This window comes from Streptomyces sp. NPDC002206, from assembly GCF_053593595.1.
Window position 1 is genome coordinate 80,193 of sequence record NZ_JBSFCW010000004.1, and the last position, 22,196, is coordinate 102,388.

Consider the following 22,196-nt stretch of genomic DNA (forward strand, 5'->3'; position numbering starts at 1 on the left):
GCACGATGCGCTGTCAGCGGCCGAGCGCCTCGCGCAACTCCTGCTTGTTCATCGTCGAGCGGCCCTCGACGTGCTTCTTCTTCGCCTCTTCGTAGAGCTGGTCCTTCGTGGGCCCCTGCGCTCCGCGATGGGACCGCTCACCGCCACGCTGTGGGGCGGATTTCGGATCGCGCAGGGAGGTCCTGCTCGCCGTTTTCGCCTCTCCCGAGCGGGCCCGCTCCTTGTTGACGGTGCGCGCGGCGAGTTCCTTCGCGCGCTCCTCGGAGGCACCACGTTCCTGGGCACTCTCCTTGATGTGCTCGTACTGCCGCTCCCGCTGACGACTCGATCCTGCCGGCATCACATCGTTCCCTTCCTGCATCCGGCCCTGCGCGCGGCAGCCCGGGTGGCGATTGCCTCGCGCCGTGCGACGTCCCCTGCCGAGCCGCCGCACGCACTCCACCCATACGCCCACTACGCCCCGTACGCCACCGGACTCCTGCCCGCCGATCCGTCGGCGCTCCCGGAAAGTTCACGCACTGACAGGTACCGATTGCCGCACGAACTCCGCGCTCTGCAACCACATTCCCGCCGTACGCGTTCACACGCGGGGCCGGTAGCCCAGCGCCCGCACTATCTGCCCGGCGTTCCCGTACCGCTCGTCCGCGGGCAGGTCCCGTACGACTTCGAGCAGTGGGTCCGGCACATGCTCCTCGGCCAGGGTCCGCAGGAGTGACGTGCGGTCGGCCGGGAAGTCGCTGCGGTTCAGATGCCGTGCCAGGTCGGACCTGAGCCGTCCGGCCTCGGCCTCGGCACGCGCCCGGTCCCTTCCTGCCCCGGGCGGCGGAACGGGACCGCCGACGTCCACCCTCACATCGTCGTCGGCCGCCGGCTCGGGGTCGTACGACTCCACGGTGTGGGTGGGGTGTCCGGACCTCAGATAGTCCTTGAGCTCGTGCTTTCTCTCGTCGTCCATCCACGGACTGACCTGGCTGCTTCCTCGCTCCATGGTCAAGCACCTCCTAGGCCTCCGTCGCTGACACAGGCGCGACCTCGCTCAGCCTTGGATCTCATTGTGCTCTGCGTGTCCGTCGATGGCGATCTTGCGATCTTGTGGGGCTCGGCGCCCTCGGTGATCGGCAGCACAGGGGCAGTACCTGCTTTCGTCGCGCTCGGTGCCGATGTGCTCCCCCGTGCGGTTCGCCCGACATCCGCTGCAGCATGTCATCCATGGGATGACATGCTGGATGTCGTCCAGTCGATGACGTCACTTCGGAGGAAACACGGTGCCCACAGCAGCCCCGCGCGATCCGTCCCGGGACCCGGATCGGGGCGCGGTTTCCTTCCTCGCCGCCGCAGCGGCGCTGGAAGCCATCGACGCAGCCGTGCGCAGCGCCCGCACCGGCGGCGAGACACCGCCCTCTTCACTCGCAGGGCGCGAGCAGGCGCTGGCCTCGCTCCTGCTGCTGCGCCAGGTGCGCGAACAGCTCGCGGGCTGGGAAACGAGCCTGATCGAAACGGCCCGGGAGGCAGGGGCCAGTTGGGCCGATCTCGCAGGCCCCCTCGGCGTCGCCAGCCGTCAGGCCGCCGAACGCCGCTACCTGCGGCTGCGCCCCGGCGCCGACGGCACCACCGGCGAACAGCGGGTCAAAGCCACCCGGGACCGCCGCGCGGCCGACCGGACCGTCACCGCGTGGGCCCGTACCAACGCGGCCGACCTGCGCACCCTCGCCGGGCAGATCACCGCCCTGACCGACCTTCCCGCTCCTTCCCGCACCTGCCTCGGACATCTCCGCCAAGCCCTGGCCGACGACGACCCCGCCCTTCTCGTCGCCCCGCTCGCCGCGATCCGTCCTCACCTCGAGGCCGACCACCGCGACCTGGCAGGCCGGATCGACTCCATCACCCACCACACCGGCCAACTGCGCCGGAACGCCACGGTCCGACGCCAGGACGCCTGAACGAGCCCGCCCCGCTGCGAAGGTCGCAGCCGCGACCGTCATCCGGGCCGGCCTCGACCGCCGAAGCGAGCACTCCGGGCTCCGGCGGGCCGGTCCCGAGGGGCAACGGTACGGATGCCGACCGAAACTGGTTCCATGAACCCGTACGAGGGACTGGCAACGGTGAAGTTGGCGGACGACTCAACGGTTCGCGTGTGGGCCGAAGTCTCGCTCGACGAGAACCCCGACGACACCGCCGGGCCCATCGACACGCCTCGATGGACAGCCCGGCTGACGGCCCCCGGCGGCGAAGCACTGATGCTCCGGGGCTGCGTGACCCTGATCCTCGACTCCGGTGCCCGCTGGCCGGCCGAGGTGACCTCCTCGCACCCGTCATCCGGACCCCACTCCCCGAACTGGACCGAGGTCAAGGGCGCGGGCCCGGCCGTGAGCCGGACGACGTGATCGCCTGCTGCCCCTGCATCGCAGAGAGTGCACCGGCGATCTCGTTCCCGCGGCCGCTGCACGAGGCGGCGGGCTACGACGGTGTGCGCCTCGGCGGTTTCCTCCCGGCAGCGGCGGGCCTCCCGCCGCCCCGGCCCCCTGGGCAACAGGCCGCATGCTGCGTGCATCGCGTCCCACCACGTGAGGCCTTCCTCGACCGGCGCACCGGACCTCCTCGGTCCAGGATGTTGTTCGCGTACACACGTGGCCGGCCTGCCGGCCCCCGCGGCTCGTCATCGGCCTGCGGGAAGCGGTCCCGACCGCTGCGTCGGCACGTATGTCCGCGGACGCTTAGTCTGAGTGAGGTCGTCATACGTCTGATATCTGACGGTTCGGTGCGAGCGGGAAATGGCCTGAGCCGGACGGACCGGCGCGGACCGCGTAAGCGTCGCCCCGGAAGATGGGCGGAGGGTATGCATTACGAACATGTGGACGGAGCGGAGGCGGCCGGTTCCCAGGCGTCGTCGGCAGCCGCGGGGTTTCCCGCCTACGCGACGTGCGAGTGGCCCGGATCCGGGGTGCGCATCGATGTCCTGGGTGGATTCGGCCTGTGGGTGGGCGACGAGCCCGTCGCCGTCCCCGCGGGGTCGGAGCGGGTGCTGGCGTTCGTCGCTCTGTGCTGCAGGGCCGGCGTTCCCCGGCCGATGATCGCGGGCACGCTGTGGCCTGAGACGTCCGAGCCCCGTGCCTGCACCAACCTCCGCTCCGCCCTCGCCCGTCTGCGCACCGAGGGCAGGCGGGCCCTGGACATCGGCCCGGCCTCGGTGTGCCTGGCCCGCGGCACCACCGTCGACCTCCACCACGCCCAGCGGGTCGCCCGGCGCGTCCTCGCCTCCACCGATCCCGCCCGGCTCCCCGGTTCCATCCCGGCCGCCGTCGAAGCGCTCTCCGTGGACCTGCTGCCCGGCTGGTACGACGACTGGGCCCAGCTGGAGGCGGAGGAGTGGCGGCAGCTGCGGCTGCACGCCCTGGAGACGCTGGCCGGGCGGCTGATCGCGGCGGGACGTCACGCCGAGGCGGTTTCCGCCGCGCACGCGGCCGTGCACGCGGATCCGCTGCGCGAGAGCGGCCAGACCCGACTGCTCCAGGCCCACTTGGCCGAGGGCAACCGCTCCGAGGCCCTGCACGCCTTCCGCCGCTACTCGCGGCGCCTCCACGAAGAGCTGGGGCTGGAACCGACCGAGCGGCTCCGTGGGCTCGTCGCCGAGATCTCCCCGTCACCTCGCGGTGACGCCCAGCCCGGACGGTAGGGACAGCCGGACTCCGGCACCGCACCGACGGGCCCGCGCCCGGGCGCACGGCGCAACTACGGGTGCTCCGGAGGTCCACCCGGCCACGGGCGATCTCTCGGCCCGAACCGTCGATCACCGCTCCGGCCGCTCGGCCACCCGCAGCAGCAGCTTGCCCGTCGAAGTGCGTCCGCCCATCAGCGTGTGGGCGTCGCCCGCCGCGGACAGCGGGAACTCCGCACTGATCGGCACGTCCACGACGCCGTCGACGACGGTACGGAACGCGCGTTCGACGAGCGGGCGCAGAACCTCGGGCGCGGTCCGGGCAAGCGACAGGACGCGCAGCTGCGGCAGCTTCGACGTCCCGGTCGGCAAGGCTGCGCTCAGCCACCACTTCTCCGTGCTGCGCGGCGCCGGCCTGGTCGAACAGCGCGATCAGGGGCCCAAGCGGGTCAACCGACTGCGGCGGGAGGAGTTCGACACGCGCTTCCCCGGTCTCCTCGAACTGGTCCTGCGCGCCGACAGCCCTCGTCGGTGATTTCTGCCACTGGTCGAGGCAGGGCCCTGTCGAACGGGCGGCCGTCACGGGATATCTTGATGTCAAGCAATGTTGCAGACGTGGAGCGGAGCACCCGGTGACTGACTCGACCATCATCTATACGCACACCGACGAGGCCCCGGCGCTGGCCACGTATTCGTTCCTGCCCGTGATCGAGGCGTACGCCTCGACGGCCGGGGTCACCGTGGAGAACCGCGACATCTCCCTGTCGGGACGGATCATCGCCGCGTTCCCCGAGCGCCTCGACGAGAACCAGCGCATCGATGACGCTCTCGCCGAGCTCGGCGCGCTGGCCAAGACGCCCGGCGCGAACATCATCAAGCTGCCGAACGTCTCGGCGTCGATCCCGCAGATGAAGGCGGCGATCGCCGAGCTGCAGCAGCAGGGTTACGCACTGCCGGACTACCCGGACGACCCGCAGACGGACGAGGACAAGGACGTCCGCGCGCGCTACGACAAGATCAAGGGCAGCGCGGTCAACCCGGTGCTGCGCGAGGGCAACTCCGACCGCCGCGCCCCCGCGTCCGTGAAGAACTACGCCAAGGCGCACCCGCACCGCATGGGCGCCTGGACGGCCGACTCGAAGACGAACGTCGCGACGATGGGCGTCGACGACTTCCGCTCCACCGAGAAGTCTGTCGTGATCGCCGAGCCGGACACGCTGCGCATCGAACTCGTGGGCGACGACGGCACCACCACCGTGCTGCGCGAGTCGGTACCGGTTCTCGCGGGCGAGGTCGTGGACGCGTCCGTCCTGCGTGCCGCACCGCTGCGCGAGTTCCTCACCGCGCAGATCGCCCGGGCCAAGGCCGAGGGCGTGCTGTTCTCCGTGCACCTGAAGGCCACGATGATGAAGGTCTCCGACCCGATCATCTTCGGCCACGTGGTCCGCGCCTTCTTCCCGAAGACGTTCGCCAAGTACGGCGAGACGCTGGTCGCCGCGGGCCTGTCCCCGAACGACGGTCTCGGCGGCATCCTCAAGGGCCTGGATTCGGTGCCCGACCTGGGCGCCGAGATCAAGGCGTCCTTCGAGGCCGAGCTGGCCGAGGGCCCGGCCCTCGCGATGGTCGATTCCGACAAGGGCATCACCAACCTGCACGTCCCGAGCGACGTCATCGTCGACGCCTCCATGCCGGCCATGATCCGCACCTCCGGCCACATGTGGGGCCCGGACGGCAAGGAGGCCGACACCCTCGCCGTCCTCCCGGACAGCAGCTACTCCGGCGTCTACCAGGTCGTCATCGACGACTGCCGTGCGCACGGCGCGTTCGACCCGTCCACCATGGGCTCGGTCTCGAACGTCGGCCTCATGGCGCAGAAGGCCGAGGAGTACGGCAGCCACGACAAGACCTTCGAGATCCCCGCCACGGGCACCGTGCGCCTCGTCGACCAGGCCGGCAACGCCGTGCTGGAGCAGCAGGTCGCCCAGGGCGACATCTTCCGCGCCTGCCAGGCGAAGGACCTGCCGATCCAGGACTGGGTCAAGCTCGCGGTCACCCGCGCCCGCGCAACCGGCGTCCCGGCCGTGTTCTGGCTCGACGAGACCCGCGCCCACGACGCGCAGGTGATCGCCAAGGTCAAGACGTACCTCGCCGACCACGACACCGACGGTCTGCAGATCGAGATCCTGTCGCCGGTCGAGGCCACCGCGTTCTCCCTGGAGCGCATCCGCCGTGGCGAGGACACCATCTCTGTCACCGGCAATGTGCTGCGTGACTACCTGACCGACCTGTTCCCGATCCTGGAGCTTGGCACCAGCGCCAAGATGCTCTCGATCGTCCCGCTGATGGCCGGCGGCGGCCTCTTCGAGACGGGCGCCGGCGGCTCCGCCCCGAAGCACGTCCAGCAGCTCGTCAAGGAGAACTACCTGCGCTGGGACAGCCTCGGCGAGTTCTTCGCCCTGGCCGCCAGCTTCGAGCACCTGGCCACCACCACGGGCAACGCGCGCGCCCAGATCCTCGCCGACACCCTCGACCGCGCCACCGGCACCTTCCTCAACGAGGACAAGTCGCCGAGCCGCAAGCTGGGTGGCATCGACAACCGCGGCAGCCACTTCTACCTGGCGATGTACTGGGCCCAGGAGCTGGCGAAGCAGACGGACGACCCGCAGCTCGCGGAGGCGTTCGCCGGTCTCGCCAAGACGCTGACCGAGCAGGAGCAGACCATCGTCGACGAGCTCATCGCCGTGCAGGGCTCGCCGGTCGACATCGGCGGCTACTACCGCCCCGACGCCGCCAAGGCCTCGGCCGTCATGCGTCCGTCGGCGACGTTCAACGAGGCCATCGCGACCCTCGGCTGACCCTCGGGCCACCCGACGACTTCGGTACTCGTTCCGCCCCGGCTGCACTTCCGTGCGGCCGGGGCGGTCCCGTATCCGGACACCGCCGGCTCAAACCTGCTGGGGACAGCCCTTAGGCTGGGGACGACGCTGTTCGTACCCGTGACCTGCGCGTATGAAGAGACCTGTGCATGCCTGACAGCTCTGTCGACCGCCGCCGACCGACCCGGAGCAGCACGTGTCCGCACCCTTGACCGTCGCCGTCGCCCAGCCCGTCTGTCTCCACCTCGACGTCGCCGCGAACGCCACCGCCCATGCGGCGGCAGTCGCTGAAGCCCGGGCTCGGCTGGTCGTCTTCCCGGAGCTGTCGCTGACCGGCTACGACCTCACCGCCCCGGCCGTCTCCCCCGACGACTCCCGCCTCGGGCCGATCGTCTCCGCATGCCGGGCCACCGGGGCGACGGCGCTGGCCGGGGCCCCGGTGCTCGACGCCGACGGGCGTGAGCACATCGCCACGCTCGCCGTCACGGGAGAGGGCGCGCGCGTCGTCTACCGGAAGATTTGGCTGCACGGCGAGGAGTTCGACCGTTTCAGCCCGGGCGAGAAGCCGGAGGTCCTCGGTGTCGGCGGTGTGCGGCTGGGGCTTGCGATCTGTTACGACGCGGCTGTCCCCGACCATGCCGCCGACACCGCCGCTCTGGGCATCGACGCGTATGTGGCGAGCACCCTCTACGGTGCGGGTCCCGAATCGGCCGCCCGGCGCGACGGGCACATGAGCGAGCGGGCCGCCGCCCACGGTGTGTGGGTGGTGCTGTCCACCTCGGCGGGGGCCGGCGGAACCTATCCTCAGACGTCGGGCGGCTCCGGAATCTGGGCTCCGGACGGGACGGTGGTCGTTCAGGCCGGACCGGAGCCCGGGGCCATGGTGTCGGCGACCCTCGGCGGGTCCTGACGCACCATCTCGGCCGTGATCGCCCACCGCTCGTGATCACGCCACGCCCCGTCGATGAAGAGGAAGTCCGGGGAGAAGCCTTCGAGGCGGAAGCCGGCCCGGCGCACCAGGGCGATCGAGCCCGCGTTGGCAGGCTGGATGTTCGCTTCCAGGCGGTGCAGGCCCAGCGGGCCGAAGGCGTACCGCATCACCAGGTCGAGCCCCTCGCTCATCAGGCCGCGCCCGGCCGCGTGGGCGAACGCCCCGTATCCCAGCGCGCCGCAGCGGAAGGCACCGCCGACGATGTTGTTGATGTTGATGAAGCCTGCGATGGGGCCGCTTCCGGCCGCGGTCCCGTTCCCGTCGTCGACTGCACGTTCGCAGACGAGGAAGCCCGCCTTTGAGGCGTCCTCCGTCAGCCGGCCCGCGTACGCGGCGTACGCGGGCACGTCGTCGGGCGGGAACAGCCACGGGCGGTGCATCCGGTGGCTCTCCCTGGCGCGGGCGGTGAACTCTTCGGCGTCCGCAGGGGTGAAGGGGCGGATCGCCGTGCGCGCGCCCTCGGCCAGGTAGGCGTTCTCAGACATCCGGACAGCGTAAGCAACCGCCGTCGGCCTCACTTCGCCCGGCGGCGGAAGAGATAGCCGCCGCACACCATCCCGGCGACGAACATCGCCAGCAGCGCAACCGCGAGCGGCATCGTCACCAGCGGGATCAGCAGACGGATGGTGACTTCGCCGGTGTTCTCGACGATGAAGACGAGCGACAGCAGGGCGATGACGAGGGCAACGATGCGGGACGGTGAGAACGGTCCGGTGGAACCCTTGCCGCCGCTCGACACATCCTTCGGGCTCATGGTCCGGCCCCTTCTCTGGTTCCTGGAACGCCGCCGCCCCCGGTACCAGAATGTCCCCATCCGGGCGCCAGGGGGCGGTGGTGAGCGGCCGTACGGGTGACGGGCCGGTCCGCGTCGGTCTGCCCGGTCTCAGTTCAGCCCTCCTGAAGGATGTTCAACTTCTTCGCATCCGGAGTACGTTCAGACCAGCGCGGGCACCTCGACCGTGAGCGTGCCCGGGCCGCCGTCGTCCGGCGCGTCCAGCACCGCGGGCACACCGAGTGGGATCGTCAGCGCCGTCGGGCCGTGCCCGAAGCCCAGCTCCTCGACGACGGGCACGCCGAGCCCGCCGAGCCGGTCGGCGAGGACCGCACGCACCTCCTCGTACGGTGCGCAGCCCTGCCACGAGCCGCAGGCGACCCCGGATATCCCGGACAGCGCCCCGGCCCTCAGGAGTTGGGTGAGGATGCGGTCGAGGCGGTACGGATCCTCCGTGGTGTCCTCGATCATCAGCAGCCCGCCCCGGGCGGACGTCCGGGCGTGCGGGGTGCCGATATCGGCGGCGAGCAGGCTCACACAGCCGCCGTATGTGATGCCGCGGGCCCGGCCGGGCACCAGCACCCCGGCCGTACGAAGGCCGAGGGTCCGTACCGACTCCGGCTCGAACAGGGTGGCCCGCAGCGATTCCTGGGTGTCCGGGTCCTTGAGGAAGGTCTCCGTGGCGGCCATCGGGCCGTGCAGCGTCGAGAGCCCCATGCGCCGGGCGAACGCCTCGTGCAGCACGGTGATGTCGCTGTAGCCGACGAACACCTTGGGCCCGGCCGCACGCATCGCCGCCCAGTCGACCAGGTCGATCATGCGGTGTGCCCCGTACCCGCCGCGGGCGCACAGCACCGCCTCGACCGACGGATCGCACCAGGCCTCCTGGAGGTCCCGGGCACGCTCCTCATCCGTACCCGCGAGATAGCCCAACTCCGATTGCACTGCGCGGACATGAGGCATCTCGACGAGCTCCAGGCCCCAGCCGCGCAGCACATCGAGACCTGCTTCGAGGCGGTCGACGGGCACCGGTCCGCTGGGCGACACGACGGCGACCCTGGCGCCCGGTCGCAGGCGGGCGGCGCGGGTCAGAGGAGTCAGAGTCACTTCTTCAGCTCCAGTTGCGGTACGTCGGGGCGGTCGATCCCGAAGGTCTGTGCATAGAGGGAGAGTTCGGCCTCCAGCGCGGCGATCATGGTGTCGGCACGCCGGAATCCATGGCTCTCTCCCTCGAACGCGAGATACGCGTGCGGGATGCCGCGGCCTTCGATCGCAGCCAGGAACCGCTCGCACTGGGCCGGCGGGCAGATCACGTCGTCGAGCCCCTGGAGCAGCAGGAACGGGGTGGTCAGCCGGTCGGTCCGGTTGATCGGCGACCGTTCGCGGTAGCGGTCCGGGACCTCGGCGAGCGGGCCGATCAGGGACTCCAGGTACTGCGACTCGAAGTCATGGGTCTCGTCGGTGCCCCAGCCGGTCAGGTCGAGGATGGGGTAGCTGACGGTTCCGCAGGCGTAGACATCGGTGCTGGTCAGCGAGGCGGCGGTGGTCCAGCCACCGGCGCTGCCGCCGCGGATGGCGAGCCGGTTCGGGTCGGCCGCGCCCTCGGCTGCCAGCGCCTGGGCGACGGCGGCGCAGTCCTCCACGTCGACGACGCCCCACTGTTGGCGCAGCCGGTTGCGGTACGTCCTGCCGTAGCCGGTGGAGCCGCCGTAGTTGACCTCGGCGACGCCGATGCCGCGCGAGGTGAAGTAGGCGATCTCCAGGTCGAGGACGAGCGCGGCGTGCCCGGTGGGACCGCCGTGCGCCCACACCACATAAGGCGGCAACTCACTTTCCGGACCGACCCGTTCGGGGTTTCGCGGCGGGTAGACGTGGGTGTGGATGTCGCGGCCGTCGGGCCCGGTGAAGGTGCGCTGGTGAGGTTCGGGGTAGTACGCGGGATCGACTTCGTCCCGGTGCCGGGCGCCGATGATCCGGCTGCGGCCGGTCGTGGTGTCCAGCTCCACGATCTCGTACGCGCTCCGCGGGCTAGCGGCGACACCGATGACCCGGCTGCCGTGCACGGCGAGCGTCTCGGCCCATTCGGTCCAGGGCCCCGCGATGTCGGCGAGTTCACCGGTCTCCGGATCGAGGATGCCGAGGGTGGTGGTGCCCTTGCCGTGGATGGTGGCGATCAGTCCGTTCTCCAGTGGCCGGAACCAGCCGAGCCCGATCTTCCAGAGGGGTCCGGCGAACTCCTGCTCCTGTGTGCAGAGCGCCACCGTGCCCCGGTGCGGATCGGCGCGGTACAGGTTCCACCAGCCGCTGCGGTCGCTCGCGAAGAGGAGCTGTCCGTCGGTGGTCCATTCGATCTGTGGCACCGATTCCTCGGGTCCGCCGCCGAAACTCCAGGCGCTGTGGAACGTGCCGTCGTCGGCGATGTCGGCGAGCATCACCTCGGTCCCGTCCCACGGCATCCGCGGATGGTCCCAGGCGATCCACGCCACCCGCCGCGCGTCGGGCGAGACCTTCGGTCCGGTGACGAAGCGGTGCCGGTCGTCGGAGAGTTCGCGCACCGCGCCGCGGTCGTCGGCCGCCGTTCCGTCCAGCGGCACTGCGGCGATCACCCGTCGCACCTCGGTGGGCGCCTCGCCGGTGAACTCCTCCAGGACACACCACACTTCGCCCCGCTCGCCCCGGTCGAGGTGCAGCTGCGGGTCGACCCAGCGCAGTCCGCCGCCGACGCCCGACAGCGGGGTGAGCGGCCACGGCTCGCCGGGCGCGTCCGGCGCGTACGCGTACAGCCGCTGGTCGGTGAAGTTCACGAAGACGACGAGCGGCCCGCCGTCGGTGCGCCCGGCGCCGGCCCAGGGCCGTCCGCCGTACTCGATGACGCGGCTGCGGACGTTCCACGGAACAGGCAGCACGGACTCGGTGGTCCCGTCCGCCCGGCGGCGGACCAGGGCGCGGCGGCCCGCCTCGGCGGGGCGCGGCTCCGTCCACCACACCTCGTCGCCGACCACGCCGACGTATTCCGGGCGGCCGTCGTGCGACGCGGCCAGCCGTGCGTCGATCGGTGACGGCCATGTTCCGTAAGCTCCTGTGGACACCATGATCAAATCCCCCCGTGCGGGTCAGGCCGTGCGCAGATAGTGGTCGAGTACGCGGACGCCGAAGTGCAGCGCCTCGACGGGCACGCGTTCGTCCACGCCGTGGAAGAGCGCCTGGTAGTCGAAGCCCACCGGGAGCTTCAGCGGTGAGAATCCGTAGCCGGTGATGCCGAGGCGGGAGAACTGCTTGGCATCCGTGCCGCCCGACATGCAGTACGGCACGACATGACCGTCCGGGTCGAAGCGTTCGACGGCGGCGCGCATCTTCGCGTACGTCGGCGAGTCGACCGGGGCCTGCAGGGCGACCTCGCGGTGGTGGAAGTCCCAGTCGACATCGGGTCCGGTCAGCCGGTCCAGGGTGGCACCGAACTCGTCCTCGCCGCCGGGCACCATCCGGCCGTCGATGTAGGCGACGGCGCGGCCCGGGATCACGTTGACCTTGTAGCCGGCCTCCAGCATCGTCGGGTTGGCGCTGTTCCTGACGGTGGGTTCGACCAGTGCGGCGGCCGGTCCGAGCTTGCCGAGGAGTTCGTCCACGTCGAATCCGGGAGCGTCGACATCCACCTGGATCCCGTGCAGCGCGGCGATCTCGGTGAGCGCCGCGCGTACGGTCGGGGTGAGCCGCACCGGCCATTCGTGCGCGCCGATCCGGGCGACGGCGGCGGCGAGTGTGCTGACCGCGTTCGCCTTGTTGACCTTGGAGCCGTGGCCCGCCTTGCCGTGTGCGGTGAGCTTCAGCCATCCGGTGCCGCGTTCGCCCGCGGCGATCGGGTAGAGCGGCATCCTCGGTCCGGCGTGGAAGGTGAACGCACCGGACTCGCTGATGCCCTCCGTGCACCCTTCGAAGAGTTCGGGGTGCTGGTCGGCGAGGAAACCGGAGCCGTCGGCCGCGCTGGCCTCCTCGTCGGCGGTGTACGCGATCACGATGTCCCGGCGGGGCCGGATGCCGGCCCGGGCCCAGGCCCGGACGACGGCGAGGACCATCGCGTCCATGTTCTTCATGTCGATCGCGCCCCGGCCCCAGACGACCCCGTCGCGGACCTCCCCGGAGAAGGGGTGCACGGTCCAGTCGTCGGCCTCGGCGGGCACGACGTCGAGATGCCCGTGGACCAGGAGCGCGTCGGCGGACGGGTCGGTGCCTTCGATCCTGGCGACCACGTTGGTGCGGCCCGGGGTGCGTTCCAGCAGCGTGGGTGCCAGACCTGCGGCGGCCAGCCGTTCGGCCACGTACTCGGCGGCGGGGCGCTCCCTGCAGTCGCCGTCGCCCCGGTTGGTCGTGTCGATCCGGATCAGTTCGGAGGTGAACGTCACCGATTCGTCGAGCGCCAGATCGTCGACGGAGTCCTGGGGGGTGGTCACCTCAGCCATACTGCTCCTCCACAGCGGACGACACGATCGTCGTCACCGCCTTGAACGTGCGAATACCTTCGTACATCGTCGTACTGGTGTAGGCGACACGCCGCTCACCGCTCGGCGCCACGCCGGGGACGACGGTCGCAGCCGCCGCCAGGTGCTCGGCGTCGAACTCCAGCTCCACGGTGAACGAGCCGCCCCGCACCGGATCACGGCGCCCGGCGAGCACGGTCGCCTCCTTGGCGGCCGCACGGATGTCGGCGGCGGTACGGGCCGGGGTGCGGCACACCGCCGCGTACCGCGACACATAGTCCTTCACGGCGACCTTGCGGGCCTCGGGGGCATATCCGTCCGCGTCCACGCAGGTCAGGTTGTCGCCGGTGACGAGGACGACGGGCACGCCGTACTCGGCGGCGACATGGGCGTTGAGCAGCCCTTCGCTGGCGCGGACGCCGTTCAGCCAGACGCCGGTGATGGAGTTGGCGAGGTAGGTGTGCGCGAGCACGCCCTCCGTACCGGCTCCCGTGTGGTAGCCGACGAAGGCGATCGCGTCGACGTCCCCGTGCTGGATGCCCTCCACCATGCTGAGGGACTTGTGCTTGCCGGTGAGCATCTGGACCCGGTCGTCGAGCCGCTCCAGCAGAAGGTTGCGCATGGACCAGTGCGCCTCGTTGATGAGCACCTCATCGGCTCCCCCGTCGTAGAAGCCGAGGGCCGCCGCGTTCACATCGGAGGTGAACATCGAGCGGCAGCGCTCCCACTGCGGGGTGCCGGGCAGCACATCGGCCGGCCAGGTCACCCCCGTGGCACCTTCCATGTCCGCGCTGATGAGGATCTTCACGATGTACCGGTCCTCTCACAGGTCAGAAGTCGTTGCGATCTTCCTGCCGCAACACCGTACGCGGCGGTGGAGTCCCAGGCCAGAGGTGTTTTCAGCTCCAGAGGTCCAGTCCAGTGCAAGACCGTTGGGATCTCGGAGCCGGGCGTGCGGTGTGTTCGGCGCCGGCAGTACGAGGTCGGTGACTGCACCAGCGGCGAGCTCGGCGGTGCGGGTCAGCGCCTGGGTTCGCGTCGCTTGCGGGCTGCCCCGATGAGGCCGCAGCCCGTCAGTACGATCCCGCCCGCGAGCATGCCGATGCCTGCCAGGACCTGGGTGTTCAGGCCCGCGCCGGCCAGGGCCGGCTGTGCGGACGACCTGTCGCCGGTGGCGGCCTGGCGGATGAGATCGGTGACGGCCTCCGGGTGCGACACCGGGGCGGCGTGGGATGCGTCGACCTCGATCGTCTGCGCGTGGGCACGCTGCGCCTCGAAGCGCTCGAGGGCCGGGGAGATGGCCTTGTCCCGGGTGGAGACCAGGGCCCAGGACGGGATGGTCTTCCACGCGGCTTCGGCAGCCTTGTCCATGAACGCGGAGGCGACGATGGGGCGTTGGGTGGCAGCCATCACGGCCGCCATGGCCGCGGGGAGGTCCGCGGCAAAGGCCTGGTGGAACTTGGCGGCCTGCAGGTAGAGGTCGGTACCGTTGGTGCCGTCGGCGTTGCGGAACGGTACGGGCTTGAGGGCCGCGGCGAGTTCACTGCCCGGGAACCTGTCGCCCAGTGCGCCGAGGGCCTCGCCCTTGTCCGGCATGAACGCGTTGACGAACACCAGGGACTTCACCTGGGGGTTCCCGGCGGCGGCGGTGCTGATCACCGCGCCGCCGTAGGAGTGCCCGACCAGCACGATCGGTCCCTGGATGCTCTTGAGGAAGCTGGCTATGTACGCGGAGTCCCCTGCCAGTCCCCGGAGCGGATTGGCCGGGGCGACGACGCTGTATCCGTCCCGCTGCAGCCGTTCGGCGACGCCGTTCCAGCTGGAGGCGTCAGCGAACGCACCGTGCACCAGTACCACGGTCGGCTTGGTCACGACTGTGGTGCCCGTGTCGGCCGCTGCCGATCCGGCAGCTCCGGCGAGGACCGTCGCGGTCAGCGCCGCAGCGATCGCATGTCCACGACGGGAACGTGTCGGTTGTATTCGCCGGTGCCGCGGTGCGAGAACGGGTGACACAGTCATGCGGTTCTCTCTTCGGGAGGAGGGGGACGACGCACCCAGCGTTTCCGGAGCCGGCCGGTACGGCGCGGCCCGGGAAGCAGCGGAGTGACATCGGCCGACCGTCCGGGTGAAGACGGCTCCTGACCGCATGGCGACCGGCGGATCGGGTCACCTTTTGCCGGCCCCAGGTACGGCTCCGTTCCCGGGCGGACCGGGCGGGCTGCCCGGTCCGCGCCCTCCTCCGAAGGACAGCACCTCCTTCAGGAGGTCTTCAGAAGTTCCTCGATCCGGGCCAGTTCCTCGTCGCTGAACTCCAGGTGACGCACCGCGTCGACGCTGTTCTCCAGCTGGGCGACACTGCTCGCCCCGACCACGGCCGACGTGACCCGTCCGCCCCGCAGCACCCAGGCCAGCGCCATCTGCGCCAGGGACTGCCCGCGCTCGGAGGCGACCTTGTCCAGTGCGCGCAGCCGGCTGATCAGCTCCGGGGTGACCGACTCGGGCGTCAGGAAGGGGCTGTCGCCCGCCGCGCGCGAGCCCGCCGGGATCCCCTGCAGATAGCGGTCGGAGAGGATGCCCTGTTCCAGCGGCGAGTAGGCGATGGAGCCGACGCCCAGCTCGTCCAGTGCCGTGAGCAGGCCGTCCTCGACCCAGCGGTCCAGCATCGAGTAGCGCGGCTGGTGGATCAGCAGCGGAGTGCCGAGGTCCTTGAGGATCCTGGCCGCCTCCCGGGTCTGCTCCGGCGAGTAGTTGGAGAGGCCGACGTAGAGCGCCTTGCCCTGCCGTACCGCCGAGTCCAGCGCCCCCATGGTCTCTTCGAGCGGGGTGTCCGGGTCGGGCCGGTGCGAGTAGAAGATGTCGACGTAGTCGAGGCCGAGCCGGGTGAGGCTCCGGTCGAGCGACGAGAGCACGGACTTGCGCGATCCCCACTCCCCGTACGGCCCGTCCCACATCAGGTAGCCCGCCTTGGTGGAGACGACGATCTCGTCCCGGAGCCGGGCGAAGTCCGTCCTCAGGGCGCGTCCCATCGCGCTCTCGGCGGCGCCGGGCGGCGGGCCGTAGTTGTTGGCGAGATCGAAGTGTGTGATGCCGAGGTCGAACGCCCGGCGGAGGATCTGCCCCTGGGTGTCCGCGGTCCGGTCGCCTCCGAAGTTGTGCCAGAGGCCGAGCGAGAGCGCGGGGAGCAGCAGACCGCTGCGTCCGGTGCGCCGGTACGGCATGGCCTGGTAGCGGTCGGGCGACGGGAGGTACATACGGGGCTCCACGGAGAGAGGAAGGGGTGCGCGAATGCGTGGGTCTCCAGGCTCCCCGACATCGATCCAGCAGTCCAACAGAAGATTTAGGTTGGATTCATCGTCTATGTTTCTCAATCATGGAGTTGCGCCAGCTGGAACATTTCATCGCCGTCGCCGAGGAGCAGCACTTCACCCGTGCCGCCGAACGGGTCGCCGTGTCGCAGTCCGGGCTGTCGGCCTCCATCCGCTCCCTGGAGCAGGAGTTGAAGACCCCACTGTTCAGCCGGACCACCCGCACCGTGCGGCTGACCGAGGCGGGCCGCGCACTGCTCGTGGAGGCGGAGCGCACGCTGGCGGGTGCACGGGCGGCGAAGGACGCCGTCGATGCGGTACGGGGACTGCTGCGCGGCACACTGACGGTGGGGGTCGAGCAGTGTGTGGCCGGTGTGCGGGTCCCGCGGCTGCTCGCGGCCTTTCACCGCAAACACCCGCAGATGGAGATCCGGCTCCGCCAGGAGGGCACGTCGAGTCTGGTGGACGGGGTGGCGGGTGGCCGGCTCGACGTCGCGTTCGCCGCGGCGGTGAGTGCCGGGGAGTGGCGTGGCGAGCTGATCCCGCTGGCGCGGGAGCGGATGGTCGTCCTGTGCGCCCGCGGCCACCGGTTCGCGCAGGCGCCCCGCGTCCCGTTCGACGAGCTTCCCGGTGAGTCGTTCATCGACTTCCATCCGGACTGGGGGCCGCGCCGCGCCGCCGACGAGGCGTTCGCGACGGCGCGGGTGCGCCGCACGGTGGGCCTTGAGGTGAACGACGTACACAGCCTGCTGGAGCTGGTGCACGAGGGACTGGGGATCGCCGTGGTGCCGCACCACTTCTCGCGCAAGCCCGAGGCCCTGGGGCTGGTCGCGGTGGAACTGGACGGGGCCGACCAGCCTTTCTACGAGAGCGTCGTGGTGCTTCCGGCCGCCGGGGCGATGAGCCCCGGCGCCCGCTCGCTGATGACCTTGGTGCGCAGCGACGTGCGTGATGGCGCCACGCGCTGACCGCGGTCACCCGCCCAGCGCCGTCGCGAAGGCTCCTGGCTTCTGCTCGACCCCGCTGCACGTGTCGCTCGCCTTCGTGGTGTCCTCGTCGGTGCACTCCCGGTCGCGGAAGGTGGCCCACATGGAGAGCGCACCGACGCCGGTCCGCCGGGCGAAGGCGCGCAGGGAGGTGGCGTCGGCGAGGGTGAACGTCTCTCCGGCTGTGTCGTTGACACCGAGCATCACCGTGATGTGCAGCGCCTGCCAGGCCTCGGAGTCCGACAGACCGAGTACGTGGGTGAGCTGATCGTGGGTGGCTTCGGCGGCCTGCTGCGCATAGTCGCTCATGTCGCCGTCGTGGGACGTGCTGTAGTTCATGGCCATGATGTTCACCGCGGAGAGGTCGACCTTCTGCTCGGCGGCGTCGCTCAGGAGGTCCGTGCCGGTGGTCTCCAGGCCGTCCGGCATCACGGGCAGGGTGTACGTGACATCGAGGTGCCGCTTCTTCTGGAGCAGGTGGAGCGCCTTGTCGCGGAGTTTGATCGACGCCCGGTCGGTCAGTGCCTCGCCCTCGATGTCGAAGTCGGCCTTGGTGGCGCCCACGGCGTCGAGCACCCGGGCGTAGGCGTCGGCCAGTTCCTCGGCGCTGTCGCAGGCGAGCGCCAGCTCGGTCCCCGCGGCCCCGCCGAACGAGACCCGGATGTCCGCACCGGTCGCGGTGAGTGCGGCGACGCGTGAGGCCACCGCATGGCTGGCGGCCTCGGCGGTGCCGCCCCAGAGCGGGGCGCAGGTGTCGTCGTCGGCGACGACAAAGGCGAGGTTGTACGTGTCCGCGGAACCGACGGCGTCGGTATCGGCCGCGGTCGTCGCGCTGACATACGGGGTGTAGGCGGTCGTGGCGGCGGAGGCCGTGGGGCCGCCCGGGCGGGAGCGGGAGTCGCCGCCCTGGTTCGCCGCCGCGCCCGTCGTACACGCCGAGCAGGCGAGCCCGAGTGCGACGAGTCCGGCGACGACGGCGGTCGCCCGCCTCGCCGCACCCTTCGGAGAGCCCTTCGGTGAAATGCGCATAAAGTTTGTACCTGCTCTCGTGAAAATTGTCCCGAAACAGCAACAATGAAGAACGGGAAACACCGAAAACCTCTCACACATCGCCATGTGTCCGAACCCGATGATTTCACCTAGGGCCCACCGAAGAGCCACCCACGGATTATTCATTCGCCCGTCGCCAAAAGGGATATGACGAGGCATCATATATCCCGTACGGAGTCCGGCTCGCGGTCGCGTTCTCAGTTCGTCCACAGACTTTCCGCGTTCTCACAGCGTTCGGCCAGGAACGGCTCAGACTTCGCACATCGCAGTTCGTCAGCATGCGCAAATGCATTCCGACACCGCCATCGAGAAAAATCCGACCGGACACGGCCGGCGCAAACACGCCGGCCTGCGCAGGCCCCTGGCCGGCACCGCAGCGCAGGAAGGTCCCGTCTTCGTGGACAGCTCCGGGCGCCGGGCCCGGTTGCTCCGCCGTGCGGGTATCGCCCTGGGCATCGCCTGTGTCGGTTACGCGGCCGTGCTGGGCCTCGCCTTCATGGGTGGCATCTCCATGTCGCCCTCGGAACTGCTTCCCTTCGACGGCGCGCCCTCCGCCCGGAGCGGCCCCAACGGGATCACCCCTCCGGGAGTCACCGGCGCACCCCCGAGCGGCCCTCCCGCCGACGGGGCGGGTCCGTCGCCCTCGGCATCGGTGTCCGTGTCGGTGTCCGCGACCACGGGGACCGGCTGATCCTTGATGAACCGGAATCAGGTACGACCCCAGCGGCGGCATGCCACGCCGAGCCGGATCGAACGCGTCCGCCGCCAGGCGGTTCCCAAGCCGCGGGTGATCATCGCCCTGCTGCTCCTGCTCGGTCTCGTCTCCGTGATGCTGCTCGACGGCTATCTGCGGGCCGAGGTCGGAACCGACCAGCGTGTCCGCTCCGACGCGAGCGCGAGCGAGGTGCCCGACAGCGTCCTCGACGGCGGACCGTTCCTCAGCTTCCAGAGCGGCACGGCGCGGACCCGGTCCGTACCGGGCAAGACGATCGTGCTCACCTTCGACGACGGCCCGGACCCCGAGTGGACCCGGAAGGTGCTCGACATCCTGGACGACAACGATGTGCCCGGCACGTTCTTCCTGGTCGGCTCGATGATCTCGCGTTACCCGGATGTGGTGCGCCGGATGGTCGACGACGGCAACGAGGTGGGCGTCCATACCTTCACCCATGTCGATCTCTCGTACCAGAGCGCAGCCCGCGTCACTCGGGAGATCGCACAGACACAGCTCGCACTGGCGGGAGCCGCGGGCATCACGACGACACTCTTCCGCGCCCCGTACTCGTCGACGAACGACGCGATCGACAACTACAGCTGGCCCGTCTACAAGGAGCTCGGCGCGATGGGCTACACGAGTGTCTTCATCGACACGGACAGCGAGGACTGGCAGCAGCCGGGCGTCTCCAAGATCATCAAGTGGGCCACACCGAAGAGCGGAAAGGGCGCCTCGGTTCTCTTCCACGACGCGGGCGGCAACCGCGCCCAGACTCTCGAAGCGCTGCCCAAGTACATCAAGAAGATGAAGTCGAAGGGCTATACCTTCACCACGGTCAGCGGCGCCCAGCAACAAACACAGGGACAGCAGGCACAAGGGCAGCAGGCACAGGGACAGCAGGCACAGGCGCCGCCGGGCACCCCCGGCACCACGGGCAACACCCGGCAGAGCAACCCGGAGCAGGCCGCGCACCGCACGGCCGACACCGCCACGCTCTGGGAGGGCCGCGCCCTCCTCGGTGCGGTCGCCGTCGCGGAGTGGACCGTACCCGGTCTGGCCGCGGTGCTGGCGGTCGTGGGCGTAGCCGTGTTGGGCAGGTTCGCGATGATGCTCGTCCTCGCACGGCGCCACTACCGGCAACGCAACAGACGCAGGTTCTCCTGGGGGCCCTCGGTCACCGAACCGGTCAGCGTGATCGTGCCCGCGTACAACGAGAAGGAGTGCATCGCCAACACCCTCAACTCCCTGGCCGCCAGCACCCACCCCATCGAGATCGTGGTCGTCGACGACGGCTCGACCGACGGCACCGCCGAGATCGCCGAGTCCCTGGGGCTGCCGAACGTGCGGGTGATCCGCCAGCCGAACGCGGGCAAGCCCGCCGCGCTCAACAACGGTGTGCGGCACGCGCGTTACGACATCGTGGTGATGATGGACGGCGACACCGTCTTCGAACCCGACACCGTTCAGCGACTCGTGCAGCCGTTCGGCGACCCGGAGGTCGGTGCGGTCGCCGGCAATGCCAAGGTCGGCAACCGCACCACCTTGATCGGCGCCTGGCAGCACATCGAGTACGTGATGGGCTTCAACCTCGACCGCCGGATGTACGACCTGCTGCGCTGCATGCCCACCATCCCGGGCGCGATCGGGGCGTTCCGCCGCGATGCGGTGCTGGGGGTCGGCGGGATGAGCGAGGACACTCTCGCCGAGGACACCGACATCACGATCGCGCTGCACCGCGCCGGATGGCGCGTGGTCTACGCCGAGCATGCGCGCGCCTGGACCGAGGCGCCCGCCTCGCTGGGGCAGCTGTGGCGGCAGCGCTACCGCTGGAGCTACGGCACGATGCAGGCGCTGTGGAAGCACCGGAAATCGGTCACCGACCGGGGGCCGTCCGGCCGCTTCGGCCGGGTCGGGATGCCGCTGGTGGTCCTCTTCCAGATCGTCACGCCCGTCTTCGCACCGCTCATCGACGTGTTCACGGTCTACGCGATGATCTTTGTGGACTTCAAGGCGTCGCTGTTCGCCTGGCTGGCGGTGCTCCTTGTCCAACTGGTCTGCGCCGGCTACGCGTTCCGTCTCGACCGCGAGCGGTACCGGTATCTGCTCATGCTGCCGTTGCAGCAGATCGCGTACCGGCAGCTGATGTACCTGGTGCTGATCCACTCGTGCGTCACTGCCGCGACCGGCGGCCGGCTGCGCTGGCAGAAGCTGAAGCGCACCGGCGAGGTCGGTACACCGGCCCCCGGCACGGGGGTGCAGTGATGGGAGGCGCACACCGCAAAGGTGGACCGCAGACCGCGATCCATACGGAGGATGTCGCGGTCGAGCCTGTGCTGCCGGCTGCCCCGAAAAGCGGCCGCGACCGCTACTTCGACGCGCTGCGGGCCTTCGCGCTGGTCCGCGTCATCACGTACCACACGTTCGAGTGGCCCTGGCTGGGGCTGGTCTTCCCGTCCATGGGCGTGATGTTCGCACTCGCCGGATCGCTCATGGCTCGTTCGCTGGAGCGGCCCGCGCTGCGCGTCATCCGCGGCCGGCTGCGCAGACTGCTGATCCCCCTCTGGGTGTTCGCGCTGGTCATCGGTACGGCGATGCTGCTGCACGGCTGGCTGCCGGGACCCGATGTCCTGTACTGGGTGCTGCCGGTCGGCGATCCCCCCGGCAATGCGTGGGGCGAGCAGGCCTGGGCGGTGCTCTGGTACCTGCGCACGTATCTGTGGTTCGTGCTCCTGTCGCCGGTGCTGCTGCGCGCCTTCCGCCGGGCCCCGCTGCCCGTGCTCGCACTGTCCCTCGTGCCTGTCGTGGTCCTGGAGACCGTGGGGAGTGTGCCGGACGGGCGCCTCGGCAGTGCCCTCAGCGACCTGTCGGTCTTCCTGTTCTGCTGGCTGCTCGGCTTCGCCCACCGCGACGGTGTCCTCGACCGGATGCGCCCCGCACTCGTCGTCACCGTGGCGCCGGCCCTTCTGGTGGCGGGCGCCTGGTGGGCCTTCCACCACCGGGTCGACGGTTCCTACGATCTCGACGACATCCCGCTCGCCCAGGCGCTGTGGTCCGCGGGATTCGTCCTGCTGCTGCTCCGCTTCCGGCCCGACTTCGCCGGGCTCGCCCGGCATCGCGTGGCCGACCGGATCGTGAAGGTCTTCAATGCCCGTGCCGTGACGATCTATCTGTGGCACGAGGTCGCGCTGATGGCGAGCGTCCCGCTGATCGATCTGATGTGGAACGTTCCCGCGTTCGAACGGGATCTGCCGCTGGACAGCATGTGGTTCCAGTTCACGGTCGCCTGGGTGCTGATCGCGGCGGCCGTGGCCCTGTTCGGCTGGGTCGAGGACATCGCAGCGAAACGGGGGCCACGACTGTTGCCGTGACCC

General features: G+C 70.2%; 21 protein-coding genes and 1 pseudogene. 10 read left to right on the top strand and 12 right to left on the bottom strand.

The window, feature by feature from the left end; all coding sequences use genetic code 11:
- Window positions 1-13 precede the first annotated feature (13 nt).
- On the bottom strand, window positions 14-340 hold the full coding sequence (locus tag ACWCP8_RS10800; RefSeq protein WP_451115439.1) for a plasmid stabilization protein: 327 nt from the start codon (window positions 338-340) through the stop codon (window positions 14-16).
- 240 nt (window positions 341-580) lie between these two features.
- On the bottom strand, window positions 581-955 hold the full coding sequence (locus ACWCP8_RS10805) for a DUF2795 domain-containing protein (protein WP_451115441.1): 375 nt from the start codon (window positions 953-955) through the stop codon (window positions 581-583).
- Window positions 956-1,265: 310 nt separating this feature from the next.
- Between ACWCP8_RS10805 and ACWCP8_RS10810 the strand changes: the two genes are divergently transcribed.
- The 3 genes from ACWCP8_RS10810 to ACWCP8_RS10820 all read left to right on the top strand — a co-directional run bounded on the left by ACWCP8_RS10810 (window position 1,266) and on the right by ACWCP8_RS10820 (window position 3,673).
- A complete protein-coding gene (locus ACWCP8_RS10810; protein ID WP_451115443.1) occupies window positions 1,266-1,940 on the top strand; it encodes an HSP18 transcriptional regulator in 675 nt (224 codons plus the stop codon).
- A gap of 135 nt (window positions 1,941-2,075) precedes the next feature.
- On the top strand, window positions 2,076-2,384 hold the full coding sequence (locus ACWCP8_RS10815; protein WP_352267304.1) for a hypothetical protein: 309 nt from the start codon (window positions 2,076-2,078) through the stop codon (window positions 2,382-2,384).
- Window positions 2,385-2,836: 452 nt separating this feature from the next.
- Window positions 2,837-3,673: an AfsR/SARP family transcriptional regulator gene (locus ACWCP8_RS10820; RefSeq protein WP_352267305.1), complete on the top strand. Its 837-nt coding sequence runs from the start codon at window positions 2,837-2,839 to the stop codon at window positions 3,671-3,673.
- 114 nt (window positions 3,674-3,787) lie between these two features.
- Here the strand turns inward: ACWCP8_RS10820 and ACWCP8_RS10825 are convergent, their stop codons facing one another.
- Window positions 3,788-4,027, bottom strand: coding sequence for a hypothetical protein (locus ACWCP8_RS10825; RefSeq protein WP_451115766.1), 240 nt, complete (start codon window positions 4,025-4,027; stop codon window positions 3,788-3,790).
- Between ACWCP8_RS10825 and ACWCP8_RS10830 the strand changes: the two are divergent.
- The 3 genes and pseudogenes from ACWCP8_RS10830 to ACWCP8_RS10840 form a co-directional block, all read left to right on the top strand.
- A pseudogene (locus tag ACWCP8_RS10830) lies at window positions 3,984-4,190 on the top strand (ArsR/SmtB family transcription factor); the annotation flags it as partial. The gene ACWCP8_RS10825 and the pseudogene ACWCP8_RS10830 sit on opposite strands and share 44 nt — an antisense overlap.
- 97 nt (window positions 4,191-4,287) lie before the next feature.
- Window positions 4,288-6,510: an NADP-dependent isocitrate dehydrogenase gene (locus ACWCP8_RS10835; RefSeq protein WP_352267306.1), complete on the top strand. Its 2,223-nt coding sequence runs from the start codon at window positions 4,288-4,290 to the stop codon at window positions 6,508-6,510.
- A gap of 217 nt (window positions 6,511-6,727) precedes the next feature.
- Window positions 6,728-7,441 (top strand): carbon-nitrogen hydrolase family protein, encoded by a 714-nt coding sequence (locus tag ACWCP8_RS10840; protein ID WP_451115446.1) that lies wholly within the window; start codon window positions 6,728-6,730, stop codon window positions 7,439-7,441.
- Here the strand turns inward: ACWCP8_RS10840 and ACWCP8_RS10845 are convergent.
- From ACWCP8_RS10845 to ACWCP8_RS10880, 8 genes are all read right to left on the bottom strand, one after another.
- On the bottom strand, window positions 7,387-8,007 hold the full coding sequence (locus ACWCP8_RS10845; protein WP_352267308.1) for a GNAT family N-acetyltransferase: 621 nt from the start codon (window positions 8,005-8,007) through the stop codon (window positions 7,387-7,389). The two genes, ACWCP8_RS10840 and ACWCP8_RS10845, sit on opposite strands and share 55 nt — an antisense overlap.
- Window positions 8,008-8,036: 29 nt before the next feature.
- Window positions 8,037-8,276: a lipopolysaccharide assembly protein LapA domain-containing protein gene (locus tag ACWCP8_RS10850; RefSeq protein WP_451115449.1), complete on the bottom strand. Its 240-nt coding sequence runs from the start codon at window positions 8,274-8,276 to the stop codon at window positions 8,037-8,039.
- A gap of 180 nt (window positions 8,277-8,456) precedes the next feature.
- A complete protein-coding gene (locus tag ACWCP8_RS10855) occupies window positions 8,457-9,401 on the bottom strand; it encodes a S66 peptidase family protein (RefSeq protein ID WP_451115451.1) in 945 nt (314 codons plus the stop codon).
- Window positions 9,398-11,386: a prolyl oligopeptidase family serine peptidase gene (locus tag ACWCP8_RS10860; protein ID WP_451115453.1), complete on the bottom strand. Its 1,989-nt coding sequence runs from the start codon at window positions 11,384-11,386 to the stop codon at window positions 9,398-9,400. Before ACWCP8_RS10860 ends, ACWCP8_RS10855 begins: the two co-directional genes overlap by 4 nt.
- Before the next feature lie 21 nt (window positions 11,387-11,407).
- Window positions 11,408-12,751, bottom strand: coding sequence for a M20/M25/M40 family metallo-hydrolase (locus ACWCP8_RS10865; RefSeq protein WP_352267312.1), 1,344 nt, complete (start codon window positions 12,749-12,751; stop codon window positions 11,408-11,410).
- Window positions 12,744-13,577, bottom strand: coding sequence for a M55 family metallopeptidase (locus ACWCP8_RS10870; protein WP_352267314.1), 834 nt, complete (start codon window positions 13,575-13,577; stop codon window positions 12,744-12,746). The genes ACWCP8_RS10865 and ACWCP8_RS10870 overlap by 8 nt, the downstream gene beginning before the upstream one ends.
- Before the next feature lie 212 nt (window positions 13,578-13,789).
- Window positions 13,790-14,788: an alpha/beta fold hydrolase gene (locus ACWCP8_RS10875; RefSeq protein WP_352267315.1), complete on the bottom strand. Its 999-nt coding sequence runs from the start codon at window positions 14,786-14,788 to the stop codon at window positions 13,790-13,792.
- A gap of 239 nt (window positions 14,789-15,027) precedes the next feature.
- A complete protein-coding gene (locus ACWCP8_RS10880; protein ID WP_352267317.1) occupies window positions 15,028-16,020 on the bottom strand; it encodes an aldo/keto reductase in 993 nt (330 codons plus the stop codon).
- Window positions 16,021-16,139: 119 nt separating this feature from the next.
- Here ACWCP8_RS10880 and ACWCP8_RS10885 point away from each other — a divergent pair, with 119 nt between their 5' ends.
- A complete protein-coding gene (locus ACWCP8_RS10885; RefSeq protein WP_451115456.1) occupies window positions 16,140-17,042 on the top strand; it encodes a LysR family transcriptional regulator in 903 nt (300 codons plus the stop codon).
- A 6-nt stretch (window positions 17,043-17,048) separates the two neighbouring features.
- Here ACWCP8_RS10885 and ACWCP8_RS10890 read toward each other — a convergent pair whose 3' ends face one another.
- Window positions 17,049-18,089: a chitinase gene (locus ACWCP8_RS10890; RefSeq protein WP_451115458.1), complete on the bottom strand. Its 1,041-nt coding sequence runs from the start codon at window positions 18,087-18,089 to the stop codon at window positions 17,049-17,051.
- A gap of 307 nt (window positions 18,090-18,396) precedes the next feature.
- Here ACWCP8_RS10890 and ACWCP8_RS10895 point away from each other — a divergent pair, with 307 nt between their 5' ends.
- The 3 genes from ACWCP8_RS10895 to ACWCP8_RS10905 are packed head-to-tail and all read left to right on the top strand — an operon-like array spanning window position 18,397 to window position 22,193.
- On the top strand, window positions 18,397-18,801 hold the full coding sequence (locus ACWCP8_RS10895; RefSeq protein WP_451115460.1) for a hypothetical protein: 405 nt from the start codon (window positions 18,397-18,399) through the stop codon (window positions 18,799-18,801).
- Window positions 18,802-18,807: 6 nt separating this feature from the next.
- Window positions 18,808-21,087, top strand: coding sequence for a bifunctional polysaccharide deacetylase/glycosyltransferase family 2 protein (locus tag ACWCP8_RS10900; protein WP_451115462.1), 2,280 nt, complete (start codon window positions 18,808-18,810; stop codon window positions 21,085-21,087).
- Window positions 21,087-22,193 (top strand): acyltransferase family protein, encoded by a 1,107-nt coding sequence (locus ACWCP8_RS10905; RefSeq protein WP_451115464.1) that lies wholly within the window; start codon window positions 21,087-21,089, stop codon window positions 22,191-22,193. The genes ACWCP8_RS10900 and ACWCP8_RS10905 overlap by 1 nt, the downstream gene beginning before the upstream one ends.
- The last annotated feature ends 3 nt before the right edge of the window (window positions 22,194-22,196 follow it).

Coding starts and splice junctions, on each gene's coding strand:
- ACWCP8_RS10800 (WP_451115439.1), bottom strand. CDS start 340: ATGCCGGCAGGATCGAGTCGTCAGCGGGAGCGGCAGTACGAGCACATC.
- ACWCP8_RS10805 (WP_451115441.1), bottom strand. CDS start 955: ATGGACGACGAGAGAAAGCACGAGCTCAAGGACTATCTGAGGTCCGGA.
- ACWCP8_RS10815 (WP_352267304.1), top strand. CDS start 2,076: ATGAACCCGTACGAGGGACTGGCAACGGTGAAGTTGGCGGACGACTCA.
- ACWCP8_RS10820 (WP_352267305.1), top strand. CDS start 2,837: ATGCATTACGAACATGTGGACGGAGCGGAGGCGGCCGGTTCCCAGGCG.
- ACWCP8_RS10845 (WP_352267308.1), bottom strand. CDS start 8,007: ATGTCTGAGAACGCCTACCTGGCCGAGGGCGCGCGCACGGCGATCCGC.
- ACWCP8_RS10850 (WP_451115449.1), bottom strand. CDS start 8,276: ATGAGCCCGAAGGATGTGTCGAGCGGCGGCAAGGGTTCCACCGGACCG.
- ACWCP8_RS10860 (WP_451115453.1), bottom strand. CDS start 11,386: ATGGTGTCCACAGGAGCTTACGGAACATGGCCGTCACCGATCGACGCA.
- ACWCP8_RS10865 (WP_352267312.1), bottom strand. CDS start 12,751: ATGGCTGAGGTGACCACCCCCCAGGACTCCGTCGACGATCTGGCGCTC.
- ACWCP8_RS10875 (WP_352267315.1), bottom strand. CDS start 14,788: ATGACTGTGTCACCCGTTCTCGCACCGCGGCACCGGCGAATACAACCG.
- ACWCP8_RS10880 (WP_352267317.1), bottom strand. CDS start 16,020: ATGTACCTCCCGTCGCCCGACCGCTACCAGGCCATGCCGTACCGGCGC.
- ACWCP8_RS10885 (WP_451115456.1), top strand. CDS start 16,140: ATGGAGTTGCGCCAGCTGGAACATTTCATCGCCGTCGCCGAGGAGCAG.
- ACWCP8_RS10890 (WP_451115458.1), bottom strand. CDS start 18,089: ATGCGCATTTCACCGAAGGGCTCTCCGAAGGGTGCGGCGAGGCGGGCG.
- ACWCP8_RS10895 (WP_451115460.1), top strand. CDS start 18,397: ATGCATTCCGACACCGCCATCGAGAAAAATCCGACCGGACACGGCCGG.
- ACWCP8_RS10900 (WP_451115462.1), top strand. CDS start 18,808: ATGAACCGGAATCAGGTACGACCCCAGCGGCGGCATGCCACGCCGAGC.
- ACWCP8_RS10905 (WP_451115464.1), top strand. CDS start 21,087: ATGGGAGGCGCACACCGCAAAGGTGGACCGCAGACCGCGATCCATACG.